The organism is Corallococcus terminator (assembly GCF_003611635.1).
In the GTDB taxonomy this organism is placed as follows: domain Bacteria; phylum Myxococcota; class Myxococcia; order Myxococcales; family Myxococcaceae; genus Corallococcus; species Corallococcus terminator.
Genome location: NZ_RAVZ01000020.1, coordinates 1 through 12900, shown reverse-complemented (window position 1 = coordinate 12900; position 12900 = coordinate 1). Strand labels below are relative to the sequence as shown.

13 protein-coding genes are annotated in these 12900 nt (G+C 70.8%); 2 read left to right on the top strand and 11 right to left on the bottom strand.

Features of this window, described 5'->3' with window-relative positions; genetic code table 11:
• The first annotated feature begins 81 nt into the window (after positions 1-81).
• Positions 82-777 (top strand): hypothetical protein, encoded by a 696-nt coding sequence (locus D7V88_RS05045; protein WP_244237987.1) that lies wholly within the window; start codon positions 82-84, stop codon positions 775-777.
• A 30-nt stretch (positions 778-807) separates the two neighbouring features.
• On the opposite strand, the gene D7V88_RS05040 is transcribed toward D7V88_RS05045, so the two are convergent.
• The 10 genes from D7V88_RS05040 to uppS all read right to left on the bottom strand — a co-directional run bounded on the left by D7V88_RS05040 (position 808) and on the right by uppS (position 10867).
• A complete protein-coding gene (locus D7V88_RS05040) occupies positions 808-1470 on the bottom strand; it encodes a molybdenum cofactor biosynthesis protein (RefSeq protein ID WP_120539450.1) in 663 nt (220 codons plus the stop codon).
• 103 nt (positions 1471-1573) lie between these two features.
• The gene (locus tag D7V88_RS05035; RefSeq protein ID WP_120539449.1) at positions 1574-3385 is read right to left on the bottom strand and encodes a PKD domain-containing protein; all 1812 of its coding nucleotides are present in this window, start codon (positions 3383-3385) and stop codon (positions 1574-1576) included.
• Between the two features lie 10 nt (positions 3386-3395).
• Positions 3396-4115 carry an MXAN_2562 family outer membrane beta-barrel protein gene (locus D7V88_RS05030; RefSeq protein ID WP_120539448.1) on the bottom strand — a complete coding sequence of 240 codons (720 nt, stop codon included), beginning with the start codon at positions 4113-4115 and terminating at the stop codon, positions 3396-3398.
• A complete protein-coding gene (locus tag D7V88_RS05025) occupies positions 4112-5047 on the bottom strand; it encodes an MXAN_2561 family MXYO-CTERM-anchored protein (RefSeq protein ID WP_147448623.1) in 936 nt (311 codons plus the stop codon). The genes D7V88_RS05030 and D7V88_RS05025 overlap by 4 nt, the downstream gene beginning before the upstream one ends.
• 126 nt (positions 5048-5173) lie before the next feature.
• Entirely contained in the window at positions 5174-6205 is a 1032-nt protein-coding gene (locus D7V88_RS05020) for an aspartate-semialdehyde dehydrogenase (RefSeq protein WP_120539446.1), read from the bottom strand.
• 66 nt (positions 6206-6271) lie between these two features.
• Positions 6272-7006, bottom strand: a complete 735-nt coding sequence (gene tsaB / locus D7V88_RS05015; protein WP_120539445.1) for a tRNA (adenosine(37)-N6)-threonylcarbamoyltransferase complex dimerization subunit type 1 TsaB — start codon at positions 7004-7006, stop codon at positions 6272-6274.
• Positions 7007-7030: 24 nt separating this feature from the next.
• Positions 7031-7516, bottom strand: coding sequence for a septal ring lytic transglycosylase RlpA family protein (locus tag D7V88_RS05010; protein ID WP_120539477.1), 486 nt, complete (start codon positions 7514-7516; stop codon positions 7031-7033).
• A gap of 13 nt (positions 7517-7529) precedes the next feature.
• Positions 7530-9161 (bottom strand): RIP metalloprotease RseP, encoded by a 1632-nt coding sequence (rseP, locus tag D7V88_RS05005; protein WP_120539444.1) that lies wholly within the window; start codon positions 9159-9161, stop codon positions 7530-7532.
• Between the two features lie 84 nt (positions 9162-9245).
• Positions 9246-10076, bottom strand: a complete 831-nt coding sequence (locus D7V88_RS05000) for a phosphatidate cytidylyltransferase (protein ID WP_120534519.1) — start codon at positions 10074-10076, stop codon at positions 9246-9248.
• Positions 10073-10867, bottom strand: a complete 795-nt coding sequence (uppS, locus tag D7V88_RS04995; RefSeq protein ID WP_120539476.1) for a polyprenyl diphosphate synthase — start codon at positions 10865-10867, stop codon at positions 10073-10075. Before uppS ends, D7V88_RS05000 begins: the two co-directional genes overlap by 4 nt.
• Positions 10868-11006: 139 nt before the next feature.
• Here uppS and D7V88_RS04990 point away from each other — a divergent pair, with 139 nt between their 5' ends.
• Positions 11007-11867, top strand: coding sequence for a tetratricopeptide repeat protein (locus D7V88_RS04990; RefSeq protein WP_120539443.1), 861 nt, complete (start codon positions 11007-11009; stop codon positions 11865-11867).
• Between the two features lie 193 nt (positions 11868-12060).
• Here the strand turns inward: D7V88_RS04990 and D7V88_RS43800 are convergent.
• Positions 12061-12900 (bottom strand): PEGA domain-containing protein (locus D7V88_RS43800; RefSeq protein WP_208726119.1); only part of this gene is annotated, 840 nt, incomplete at its 5' end.

The window sequence follows — 12900 nt, the reverse complement described above, 5'->3', positions numbered from 1 at the left end:
CTGGCGGGCGACCGGGCTCGGGTGGCGTCCGCCAGGGGACGCCCCCAGCAGGAAGCCGGGCCCGGAGGGAGCGAAGGCCTTATGCTCCGGCCCGACATGGCCACCGTTCCCGCGCCCTCCGCCAACGTGGCGGACGGCGGACTCTTCTGCGAGCTGTATTGGGGTACCTCCCTGGCGGAGGCCTGGAGCTATGGCCCCGAGCTGCGCCAGGTCCACGCCGCGCAAGACGAGACGGCCCCCCTGCCCCTCTACGGCTTCACCCTGCCCGAAGAGCCCTTCCTCTTCGCCGAGCGCACCCCGAAGGGCTGGCGCATCCACGTGCCACCGTCGGCCCGCGTGGAGAGGAGCCTCAAGGGCGACGTCTTCCACGACGTGGCCCCGGAGGAGTTCACGGGCGCGCCCGGCCGCGTGTCCCTGGAGCTGCGCGAGGGCATGACGCTGCGGCTCGTGGAGGGTGAGCTGCGGCTGCTCGTGCAGCCCTCGGTGGTGAAGGAGCGCGCGGACCGCTTCCGCGTGCGCGACGTGGCGTGGATCATCATCGCGGCCCTCCTCTTCCTGAGCGCGCCCCTCGCCTTCCTCACCATGGGGCCGGATCCGCAGCGCATCGCCGCGAGCAACGCGCGAGCGCTCCAGAACGCCCACGACAAGGAGGAGGCGCGGCGCAAGGCGCTCGGGTTGGATCAACCGATGAAGCCGCTGTCCGCCGAGGAGAAGGCCTCGCGCCAGCAGGACGGCGGCGCGCGCCTCACCGTCCCCGCGAGCCTGGGCGTGCGGTAGGGCTGTTCGTGGAACGACTCCGGGGCCGCGTCAGGGCCCCAGTCCGACCCACACTTCGCCGTCCTCGAAGAACTCCTTCTTCCAGATGGGCACGTCCTGCTTGAGCCGCTCGATGGCGTGCTCGCAGCCCCGGAAGGCCTCCTTGCGGTGCGCGGACGCCGCGGCGATGACGACGGCCAGCTCACCCGGCACCAGCGTGCCCACGCGGTGCACGATGGCCAGCCGCGTGCCCGGCCACTGGTGCGCGACCTCCTGGCCAATCTCCGCGAGCTTCGCCTCCGCCATGGGCGCGTACGCTTCGTACTCCAGCCGCAGCACGCGCCGACCCTTCGTCTGGTTGCGCACCGCCCCGGAGAACGTCACCAGCCCGCCGACGGACTCCCCCGCCACCGCGTCCACGACCTCCGACAGGACGAGCGGCCGGTCCACCACGGAGAAGAGACCCGGAGAGCCTCCGGCCACGGGCGGAATCAGCGCCAGCTCCGCGTCCGGGGGCACGGGAGCGTCCGCGCCCACGAACTGCTGCTGCACCGCCACGCGCAGGTGCGGCAGCAGCGGCGTCAGCGCCGGGTGCCGCGCGGCCAGCAGCGCCAGCACGTCCGACACGCGCGCGCCGTCGGGCACGTCCAGGGACTCCCGCGATACGCCCGCGCGCTCGCGGGCCGCGGCGAAGTACAGCACCGTGACGGACATGGCCTGAAGGCCCTCCTCGAGCTCCCCGTCGGGGAGCCATGCGTTCCAACGCGAAGACAGGGGCGGTCGCCGGTGCCTTCGCTCCACCCTGACGAAACCCGCGCTAGCGCTCGCGCAACACGACGCGGCCCTGGAGCCGGCCTCCCCCCTCGGCGGGGGCGAAGTCGAGGAACCCGTACTCCAGCGGGGTGAGCCGCTCCAGCAGCGCGCCGACGAACACCTGGCTCGCGAGCAACTGTCCCTGCCCCACGCCCGGCACCGAGCGCGCGCCCGCGAGGTCCGCGCGAAGCCGGCCCAGGTCCACCATCAGCGACAGGTGGCCCGGACCGAACGCGTCCGCGCCGAAGCGCGTGCGCAGCGTGGCGCCCACGTCCCCCGTCTCGCGGCCGGAGAGCACCTCGCCCGCCTCCAGCGTCGCGCGCTCGGGGCTGAGCGTGAGCGACACCGGCTGCTCCTGGAGCCGCGTGCGAAAGCGCGTGGTGTTCCCCTGCGTGTCCTTCTGGAAGACGAGCTTGTTGTCCTGGAGCTGCTTCTGCACGAGCTGAAGCACCGGCGGCAGCGACGTGAGCCCCGCCTCCATCACCACCGTCCCCTTGGGGGCCGGGCGCTGGTCGCGGATGAAGCCCTGGAAGAAGGCCGCCGCGTCGAAATAGACGAGCATCGCCACGTCCCCGCGCAGCGACTTCAGGAGCGCCTCCGCGTCCAGCCCCTGCGTGCGCCAGCGCTCCAGCGTCCGCTGCCGCCGGGGAGAACCGGGCGAGCCGAACACCAGCCGCGCCAGCTCCTCCGGAGGCACCGACAACTGCGCCGCCGCCACCGGCCCCGCCGCCGCGCGCCCGAGCAGCGCCGAAGCCGGGCCCGGCGTCGTGCCCAGCAGGGGCCGGGACGATGACAGGAACCCATCCAGCTCCACCTGATCGGCCTGCACAGCCAGCGCGCCGAAGAAGCCGCGCACCGGCATGTCCTCCTTCTCCGCCTCCGGCACCGGCGGCGCCGAGAAGAGGAACACGCTGCCGTCGCGCACCTTGCCGCGCAGCTCGCCCAGGAGCGCGTTCTCCGACACGCCCGGCCCCGACAGCGCCTGCACGCGGCGGCGCACGACGTTCACGTCCGGCGAATCCTCCACCACGGCGAGCGCCTTCACCGTCTCCCCGGGCTCGGGCGCGTCCGGGGAGTCCGGCACCGCCAGGTACACGTAGCCCCGGTCCGCGAACAGCAGCATGGAGCGCCCGCCGTCCACCGGATCCACGCGCGCGCTGCCGTCCTCCTGGGGCAGCACCCGGTGGCCCGCGCCGCGCAGCTCGCGCGACACCGCCTCCAGCGCCGCGCGCATGTCCGTCACGCCCAGCAGCGCCACCACGCCGTCGAAGCCCGGCATCAGGAAGAAGCCGAAGCCCTCCTCGGGATCCACCTCCGTGGGGCCGCCCGAAAGGCTGCGCAGCAGGAGCGGCACCAGCGGCGCCTCCTCCAGCGAGCTGCGCGCGTTGCGCGAGCCAACGAGCCGCTCGTAGAAGTCCACCAGCCCCTCCACGTTGCCGCGGAGGCGGGGCACCCAGAGCACCGTCTGCGCATCCTCGGGCACCGCGCGCAGCACCGGGCGCGGCACCACGGTGAGCACGACGCGGGCCAGCTCCTTCTCCCCGTCCAGCGCGCGCACCGTGTAGCGGCCCGCCGCGTCCCACGCGTGGCGTAACCCTGGCGCCGTCTGGGGCGGCGTTCCGTCCCCGAAGTCCCAGGTGACGGAGGGCGCCTTCGCGTTGGGCGAACCGAAGGACTCCGGCACGCCCGCCTCCAGCGTCCGCTCCGGGCCCAGGTCGGGCCTCACACTCCGGCAGCCGGGGGCTACAAGCCCCACGGCGACCGTCAACAGGAGGAGCGGCAGGGACGACGGGAGCGCGCGGGGACGGGACGCCATGGGCGTTCCGTTAGTAATCCAACGCCAACCCGAACATCCAGCGCCGGCTGCCCAGGTTCAGCCCGTCGCCGCCGAAGTTGTTCACTTCCGCGTAGGTGTACTCGGCGAAGAGGTACGAGTGGTTCACGCCCAGGTCGGAGTCGAAGTCGCGCGCGAAGCGCGGCTCCAGCACGTCCAGGAGGAACGACACGCCCAGGGTCGCCGCGTAGCCCCACTTGCCGCCCTTGGCCGTGATGCCGTCCACCACCTCGGTGGAGCTGCCCTTGGTCATCCACCACGGCGAATAGACGAGCCCCAGCTTGCCGTACGGCACCAGCGGCACGCCCCATTTGAAGGCGGCGTAGTCGAACTTGTAGAAGGCGTTGAGCTGCAGGGGCACCACCTTGAGGGCCGCCTTGTCCGCCGCCACGCCGCCACCGTCCGCGAGCACCGCGTTGGCGTACTTCTCCCCGTAGCCCGCCGACAGGCCCAGGCCCGCCGTGCCGATGCCCTGGTAGAAGAAGCGCTGCAGCTCCAGTTCGACGAGCAGCAGCGATGCATCCCCGAAGGTGTCCTTGTAGGGCGTGCCCTTGAGGTCCTTCTCGTAGTCGATGCGCGGCTTGTAGCCGCCACCGCGGAAGATGATCGCGCCGGTGCGCGGTGAGCGCGTGGGGATCGTCACCTCCTGCGCCACCGCCGGAACCGCCAAGAGAAGCGCCGCGACACCCAGGCCCACTGCCGTGCTGCTCATGACACCTTCCTCCGAGACGAAAGCCAGATGCCCAGCACGGCCAGCAGCGCGCCGCCCGCGAGGCCTCCGCCGGTGGTGGTGGTAGCACAACCGCCCGTTTCCTTGCCCTCGGCGTTCTTGTACGCGTCGAACAAGCCATTGCTCTTCACGGGCGTGCCTTCCGCCGCGGCGGACTGGTCGCTCACGTTGCCTGCCTCGTCCTGGACCCTGGCCCGAACCCGGTACGTCACGCCGTTGATCAGCCCGTCCGCCACCACGTTCCCCTCGCCAGAGGCCTTGCGGAAGCTGAGCGTGGGCCCTTCCGTCACTTCGCCCGTGCCCGCGTCATCCGTGCCCGCCGTCAAGAGCGCGTTGAGCTCCACGATGACGGTGGAGTCGGCCTCCACGCCGTCCACCTGGACCGACAGCGCCGAGTCCCGGGCGATGATGCCGCCAACCGAGGGCGCATCGGGCGCCTCGGGATCGTAGTTCACCTGATAGGCGGGGGCTCCAACGCTGGAGTACGTCGACGAGCAGGTCAGGTTGATGGAGTCCGAGATGGTCGGCGTGGAGGCGCACAGCTTGAAGGTGACCTCCGTCGTCTGCGAGTCACACGTCGTCGGCGTCGCCAGCTTGGCGAGCACGTTGGCCACGGTGAAGTTCAGGACGCCCGTCGTCGTGGTGTTGCCCGTGATGGCATCCAGTTGGAGGTCCGTCGCCGCGGGCTGCGACCCGCAGGTCCCCGTGGTGACATAGAAGAAGAGGGTTCCTCCGTTGCAGAGGTTCCCGGTCCGGCTCCAGTTGAAGCGCAGCGTCGAGGCGCAGTCATCCCGGGCCGCAACCACTGTGTTGTTGGGCGCGGTGGCTGTCGTGGTGAACGTCACCGCCGTTCCCGTCTGGGCCACGGCCGGGAGGGCGAAGAGCAGGAAGGCGACAACAAGAGGGAGGCGCATGGATGGGGCGGAAGCTAGCAAGCGCGGGGCCACCGACAACACCCGTCCGGATGGCCCATTCAGCGGCAAAAGCCCCCGGTCCGCGCGCCAAACAGACACGCGGTCTCCAGGGGCCGTGCCAAATTGTCAGGAGGGGCGTTCGGTGAGCTTGAGGCCGGCTTCCACCAACTGGGCGGCGGCCCGGCCGGCGTTGTCCACCGACGCGAAGAGGGTCACCCACTCCGGGGCCTGGGGAAAGGCGCGCACCCGTCCCACATGGATGGCGGGGTCGGCCATCACCAGCATGGGCATGGGGTAGATGCGCTCGCCCGGGGCGTCCAGCACCTTGAGGGACGGGGACGTCTTCAGCGCGGCGCGCACCTGCTCCACCGGGCCGGGCTTCTTGAGCTGCACGTTCACGGTGAGCCCGTGGCCGTGGAAGGTGGGCACCTGCACGGCGGTGCCGGCCAGGACGGGTACTTCGCCCAGGGCGGCGAACAGGCGCGCGGCCTCCAGCGTCCAGCCGCCCTCCTCCTCCGTCCAGGGGGAGTTCACCATGAAGCCGCCCACCTGGGGCACCAGGTTGAAGCCCACCCGGTGGGGGAAGGCCTGGGGCTCCGGCTCCCGGCCGGACAGCAGATCCGCGGTCTGCTTCTCCAGTTCGGAGATGCCACGCACGCCCGCGCTGGAGGCGCCCATCAGCGCCGTCACCTGCGCGCGCACCACGCCGAACGCCCGGCGCAGGGGCTCCACCAGGTGCACGGTGGTGCTGGTGATGATGCCCGGCAGGCACACCACCCGGCCCTTGAAGGTGAAGCCGGGCCCCAGGGCCTCGGTGTTGAAGCCCGGGAGCACCAGCGGCACGTTGCCGTCGCTCCGGAAGGCGTTGCTTGCGTCCACGACCCAGGCGCCCGCGGCCTGGGCGGCCGGGGCCAGCGTGCGGGAGGCCTCCGCCGGCGTGGCGAGCAGCACCAGGTGGATGCCCTTGAAGGCATCCGGCGTGGCCAGCTCCACCTCCAGCGTGTCCTCGCCGTACTCCACCTCCAGGCCCTTGGAGCGCTCCGAGCCGAAGGCCCTCACCTGCTCCATGGGCACGTCGCGCGCGTACAGCGCGGCCAGCGCCTCGCGGCCCACCACGCCCGTGGCACCCACCACCGCGATTTGAAGGTTCTCTTTCATGAGGGCTCCTTTACGCCACCGCCCCCAGGGGCGCGAGCACGACGCGCGGGCCCTTCTGAAAAGCGGTCAGTCTTCCTTGAACCGCGACGTGGGCGCGGGGCCCGGCAGCGGCGGGAACTTGGGGTTGCGCTCCGGCTCCGACGCCCGGACGTAGTGCGGCTCCATCGCGAACAGGGCCTGCATCGAATACGCGTCCGGCAGCCGCGCCAGCCGTCCCACCTCCACCGCGGACGGGAAGGCGGGCCCGGACAAGAGCCGGTGGGGCGCGACCCCGTGCTTCTCCAGGGCCTGCCGGTAGTCCGTCAGCGCCGGCCCCAGCGCCACCGCGGCGGGTTCGGCGGCCATGCGCTGGGCCACCTCCTCCGGCGACATCGCGGTCTCCGGCTCCAGCGCCTCCACGGTGAGGCCCGTGCGGCGGTAGGCCCCCAGGTAGAGGTCGTCCCGGCGCGCGACGGCGAGGCAGTACAGCGGCACGCCCTCCGGCCCCTCCAGCGCCACCGCCGCCAGCGACGACGCGCCGGCCACCTTGAGGCCCGTGGCGTACGCGAGCGACTTCACCGTGGCGAGCCCGATCCTCAAGCCCGTGAAGGACCCCGGCCCCAGGCCCACCGCCAGCCCCTCCAGGTCCGTCAGCTTCAGGCCGTGGCGCGCGAGCAGCTCACCGACGACGCCGGGCAGCGCTTCGCTCTGCTTCTCCGGAGGAAGCACCACCACGTGCTCCACCGTGCGCACGTCGTTGCCCTGGCGTTCCACCAGGGCGAGCGACAGCGTCAGCGTGGAGGTGTCCAGCGCGAGCAACACGGGCAACGTCCCTTCCTTCGGCGCTCAGGCCGGAATGGCCCACAGGTCCAGCGGCACTTCTGACACGCGGACGCCACACCGGTACAGCCGCACGCGCGCCAGGCCCTTGTCCAGCATGTCCAGCGACTTCGCGGCGGCCTTCGACAGGTCGATGATGCGACCGTCCACGAAGGGGCCGCGGTCGTTGACGCGCACCTCCACCTGGCGGCCGTTCTCCATGTTCATCACCTTCACGCAGGAGCCGAAGCGCGCCGTGCGGTGCGCCGCGGTCATCGCGTTCTGGTTGAACTTCTCCCCGCTGGCGGTGGGCCGGCCGTGGAGGCCGGGGCCGTAGAAGGAAGCGAGGCCTTCACCCAGGTACGTGCCCGGCATCTTCTCCCGGCGGGTCACCTTCGGGTCGTCCTTGCCCGAGCCCGAATCCGTCTCCGGGGGCTGGGGCTTCGTCGCGCGGGTCGCGCAGCCAGCAAGCAGTCCCATGCCCATCAACAGGAGCGCGGTGCGTCCTCGCATCATCACCTCGTGGTTAGCGGGTCACATCGTTGGTCACTGCCAGGAGCATCAGCAAGACCAGCAGCGCCAGGCCCACCATGTTCGCCACCTCGCGCACGCGCACGGGGATGGGGCGGCGGCGGATGCCCTCCCAGATGGCGGACAGGAGCGCGAAGCCATCCAGCACCGGGATGGGCAACAGGTTCATCACGCCCAGGTTGATGGAGATGACGGCCATCAGGTTGAGGTAGCTGTCCATGCCCTGCTCGGCGCTCTTCGCGGCGAGCTGGTACATCATGATGGGGCCGCCAATCGTGCTGGGGGACACCTTGCCCACCACCAGCCCTCCCAGCACCTGCACCATCTGCCCGATGATCTTCGGGACGATGAGCGCGGCCTCCTTGAAGGCGGCGACCGGCCCCAGGTCGATGGTCACCTTCTCCACCGGCGGCAGGTCCGCGCTGCTGTAGTTCCACGGGCGCACGCCGAACACCAGCGGCGCGCTCGTCTGCCCGTAGTCGTCGCGCGTCTTGAGCGGCGCCTGCGCCAGCTTCTCCGTGCGCTCGCCCTGCTCCCCGCGCCACGTGAGCGTGAAGGGCTGCGCCTGCAGGCCGTTGAGCACCGTGGCCAGCTTGTTGAAGGACTTCAGCGGCGTGCCGTTGATGGCCACGATGCGGTCCCCGGGCTGGATGCCCGCGCCTTCCGCCACGCTGCCGGACGCCACCGTCGCGACGTAGAGGTCCACCGCTTCGGCGCCCAGCGCCGCGGGGCCCTCTCCGGCCTGACGCGGCAGGGACACCTGCTTCACCTCCGGCACCCGGCCGGAGACGGCGCCCACCGCGACGGGCTCAAGGCGCGCCACGCTCAACGCCAGCGGGGAGCCTTCCGGCACCTTGGCGACCTCACGGTAGAGGGCCGCTTCGTCCTGTACGTGCACGCCGTTGACGGACAGCACCCGGTCGAAGCTCTTGAGGCCCGCGTTCGCCGCGGCCGAGCCCGCGAGCACGCCGACTACCGGCGGCTGCGGATAGGGGCTCACGCCAATCATCCCGCGCTCGACCGTGTCCACCGGGGACACCTCCGAGCTGCGCTCCGGCGTCACCTGCACCACGCGCTCCTGGCCATCGCGCTCCAGGGTGATGGGCACGGGGCGCTCGAACTTGCCGACGAACGCGTCACGCATGTCGTCGAAGGTGCGGACGGCTTCGCCCTCCACCTTGAGGATGCGGTCTCCAGGGCGGATGCCCGCGGCGGCGGCGGCCATGTCCGGAGACACCATGCCCACGCGGGTGGACAGCGTCTCCTGGGGGCCCAGGAAGACGAAAAAGTAGACGAAGACGGGGAACACCAGGCTGAAGGCCGGCCCCGCGAACACGATGAGGGCGCGCTTCCAGGGGGGGGCCGCCAGGAAGCCCCGGGAGGCCTCTTCCGGCGACAGCTCCTCATGGGGCAGATCGCCCGCCATCTTCACGAAGCCGCCCAGGGGCAGCAGGGCCACCTGGTATTCCGTCTCACCCTTGGTGAAGCCGAGGATCTTCGGCCCGAACCCGATGGAGAACTTGAGGACCTTCACCCCACAAGCCTTGGCCACCAGGAAGTGGCCGAGCTCGTGCACCGTGACGAGCACGCCCAGCAGAAGGATGAAGAACCCGAGGTTCTGGAGCATGGGCCCAACAGTAATCGCGCCCCCCGACCTGGACAACGCGCAACGACGGGCGCGAGGCAGACGGGCAGGCGCGAAAACGGGCACTTACGGCAACAGGTGCCTCACGAACTGCACATAGACGAACACCAGCGGCGCGTTGAACACGAGCGCGTCGATGCGATCCAACACACCGCCATGTCCGGGAATGAGCTTTCCGGAGTCCTTCACGCCGTAGGCGCGCTTGAGCATGGACTCGCACAGGTCGCCCACGGGGCCCAGGAGTCCACCAAAGAAGCCCAGCAGCACACAGTCCCACACGGTGAACACGGGGAAAAAGAAGCCCCGGGCGATGAACATGCCCAGCACCGAGCCGACCATGCCGCCGAAGAAGCCCTCCCACGTCTTGTTCGGGCTGACCGCGGGGTAGAGCTTGTGCTTCCCGAGGAAGCGGCCCGCGAAGTACGCCAGCGTGTCGTTGGCCCACGTGATGGTGAGCGCGCAGATGACCCACGCGAGGCCGTGTTCGGGGAGCAGCCGCAGCGCGGACAGCGCGGTGAGGCCGATGGCGCCGTAGAGAAAGCCCGTGACGAGGTGCGCGGCGCGGGTGGGAGCCTCCGCGAGCGCGCCCCGGAACAGGTTGTAGATCCACGCGAAGAAGAAGAAGACGGACGTGACCCAGAAGGCCGTCTCGCCCGTGCGGGCGGCGTCCTTCAGGGGGAGCAGCGGCATGAGGAAGGCGGCGGCCATGCCCACCCAGGCGGCGGCGCCCAGTCGCTTCTGGGTGATGAGGTAGTACTCACCCGTGCACACGGCCGCGGCGGCGCCGAGCAGCACCGCGCTGTACCACCCGCCCAGGAACAGCAGCAGGAGCACCAGCGGCAGGAGGGTGATGCCCGTGAGGATCCGGATGAGGAGGTTCTTGTTCTTCTCGTTCACGCCTTGGCCCGCTGGGGTGTTTCGTCCCGGTTCAACTGGGCGGACGTCAGCCCGAAGCGCCGCTCGCGGCCCTGGTACTGCGACAGGCAGCGCAGGAACTCTTCGGTGCGGAAGTCAGGCCAGAGGGCGTCGGTGAAGCACAGCTCGGCGTACGCCACTTGCCAGAGCAGGAAGTTGGAGATGCGCTGTTCGCCGCTGGTGCGCACCACGAGATCCACGGGAGGCAGCCCGGAGGTCCACAACCGCGACTCCAGGTCGTCCGCGCCCAGGTGCGCGGGGTCCAGCTCGCCGCGGGCCACGGATTCGGCCAGGGAGCGCGCGGCGCGCAGCAGCTCCTCGCGGCCACCGTAGGAGAGCGCCAGCGTGAGGACCATGCCGGTGTTGTGGGCGGAGTCGGCCATCAGCCGCTCCAGCGGTTCCTTCACGTACCGGGGCAGCTTCTCCACCTCGCCAATGGCGTTGAGGCGGATGCCGTTGTCGAGGATCTCCGCGCGCTCGGACTCCAGGTACTCGCGCAGCAGCTCCATCAGCCCGGCGACCTCTTCGGCGGGGCGGGCCCAGTTCTGGGAGGAGAAGGCGTAGAGGGTGAGGGCCTGCACGCCTACGCGGCGGGCGGCGCGCGTGACTTCGCGCACACTCACACTGCCCTCGCGGTGGCCTTCCAGGCGAGGCTGGCCCCGAAGCTCCGCCCAGCGCCCGTTGCCGTCCATGATGATGCCCACATGGCGCGGGAGAGGCCGGGCCTTGACCTGGACCTCGAGAGGGGTGGGCAACACGGTGGGGCGATCCATGAAGCCGCGCACCCTAGCGGCGGCTTGCCGTCGCGTCCACGGGCGCGTGGCCGGCCGGTTCCCCACCCCTGTTGGCCGGTCGCCTGCCGGGGTTGAACGGTTCATGACGGGACACGCGGGCCAGTTAGAGTGGTCTTCCATGAAAACTCCTCATGTCCTGCCCCCATTCCGGCTGCTCGGCGGCCTGCTGGGCCTGTGCCTGTTTGGAGCGGGTCCAGCCTTCGGACAGGCGGGCGGTGCTCCGGCTCCAGTGGCCTCTAGGGACTACTTCACGGCGGCGATGGCGGAGACCGCCCGCCTCCATGACGACCTGGAGTACGAGGGTGCGCTGGCAGCGGTAGCCCGGGCGAAGCGGCTGGCCCGGTCCGAGGCGGAGCGGGCGTCGGCGGCCATCTATGAGGGCGTCGTGTTGGCGGACTTGGGCCAGCGTGATGCGGCGATGGCGGCGTTCCGGGCGGGTCTGTTGTTGATGCCGGAGGCGAAACTTCCGGTGAGGGTGTCTCCGAAGGTGGAGGGGGACTTCGAGTCGGTGCGCAAGGAGGTCTTGCGTGACCGACCGGTGGTGGCGTCCCCGGTGCCGGTGCCTTCGCCGGAGGTTCCGTCCCGTCCCGCGGATGCGCCGATGCAGCCGACGGTCGAAGCTCCTCCGACTTTGCCCTCGCGGCCGGTGGCTTCCGCGCCCGTGGCTTCGCCCGGTGTGGACCTGACGGTGGATGCGAAGCGGACCTCCGTGCGGAAGGTGCCGACGGTGTCGTGGGTGTTGCTGGGGACGAGCGTGGCGGCGGGTGGCGCGGGGACCTACTTCGGGCTCCAGTCGCGCGGCAACGTGAGTTCCGCGCGGGACGCGGAGCTGGACACGTCCGTGGAGGGACGTCTGGATGATGCTCGCGGGCAGGCGGTGGTGGCCAACGTCCTGTTCGGGACAGCGCTCGCGGCGGCGGCGGGCGCGGTCACGGCGTACTTCCTGAGCGAGCCCACGGTTTCAGAGGCCACGCCGTGAGGACGTGGGTCGCCGTGGCGTTCGGTCTCTGGATCGGCCTGGGCTGCGCCGTGCCGACCGCGACCTGAAGGTGGAGCGGCTGTGCGCGGGACGAGGGACGCGGCCCTGAGATGGCGTGCGGTGCACGGATCCGAAGACGTGTGATCGAGGGATGGATCTCACGGTCCATCCCATCGGGTTCAAGCCGGGCGAATCACTCCGCCAGCAGGTTGAGCTTGAAGAGGTTGTCCTGACCGGCCTTCACCTCGAAGGTCCGCGTCACGTCCTTCTTCAAGTCACTGTTCACGAGCCGCACCCGATGCATCCCCTCCGGGACCTCGACGACACCGAACGGGGTCTGCCCCAGGTTCTTGCCGTCCAGGTACACCGTCGCGTACGGACGGATCCGGAACTCCACTCTTCCCTTGGCCACCGGGCGAGTCGGCTTCGACTGCTTCACGGAGCGGCCTGCATCTGGCGGCCTGGGCGCCACGCCCGCGTCGGCGACACCGTCAGTCGACCCCGCATCCGCTTCCTCAGCGCCCGCGTCCGTTTCGCCAGCGCCCGCGTCCTCGCTCCCCGCGTCCGCCACGACCAGCGGGACCACTGGCGAAGCAAAAGGCTCCTTCGGCGCCCCATTCGTAAGCGTCGGGTCCTTCGGAGGCGCATCGGCCTTCACCACCGGCGCCGCCGGCTTCGAACTCGGGCCGAGCACGACCCATCCACCCACCGACACCAGCGCGCCCAGGGCCACGACCGAGGCCACCACCACCCCACGACGCGAAGTGGGCTTCCCCACCGGCTTCGCCGCCCCCTCCTCCGGCCTGGCGACATCGACAGGTGAGGACCACGCGGGCGCGACCACGGGCTCCGCGGACGGCGCCTCTCGAGGCAGGAGATTGCCCGCGGACGGCGTCGCGGGATCGGTCGCCCCTTCGACGAAATCCGACAACTCCAGCGCCTGATGCGACGTCACCGCGGGTGCTTCCATGGAGTTCCGGCCAACGCGATCGTCCAATCCCGCCCCGGCCTTCTGCCCCGCCGTCCTCTCCCG

Coding starts and splice junctions, on each gene's coding strand:
- D7V88_RS05045 (WP_244237987.1), top strand. CDS start 82: ATGCTCCGGCCCGACATGGCCACCGTTCCCGCGCCCTCCGCCAACGTG.
- D7V88_RS05040 (WP_120539450.1), bottom strand. CDS start 1,470: ATGTCCGTCACGGTGCTGTACTTCGCCGCGGCCCGCGAGCGCGCGGGC.
- D7V88_RS05035 (WP_120539449.1), bottom strand. CDS start 3,385: ATGGCGTCCCGTCCCCGCGCGCTCCCGTCGTCCCTGCCGCTCCTCCTG.
- D7V88_RS05030 (WP_120539448.1), bottom strand. CDS start 4,115: ATGAGCAGCACGGCAGTGGGCCTGGGTGTCGCGGCGCTTCTCTTGGCG.
- D7V88_RS05025 (WP_147448623.1), bottom strand. CDS start 5,047: ATGCGCCTCCCTCTTGTTGTCGCCTTCCTGCTCTTCGCCCTCCCGGCC.
- D7V88_RS05020 (WP_120539446.1), bottom strand. CDS start 6,205: ATGAAAGAGAACCTTCAAATCGCGGTGGTGGGTGCCACGGGCGTGGTG.
- D7V88_RS05010 (WP_120539477.1), bottom strand. CDS start 7,516: ATGCGAGGACGCACCGCGCTCCTGTTGATGGGCATGGGACTGCTTGCT.
- rseP (WP_120539444.1), bottom strand. CDS start 9,161: ATGCTCCAGAACCTCGGGTTCTTCATCCTTCTGCTGGGCGTGCTCGTC.
- uppS (WP_120539476.1), bottom strand. CDS start 10,867: ATGGATCGCCCCACCGTGTTGCCCACCCCTCTCGAGGTCCAGGTCAAG.
- D7V88_RS04990 (WP_120539443.1), top strand. CDS start 11,007: ATGAAAACTCCTCATGTCCTGCCCCCATTCCGGCTGCTCGGCGGCCTG.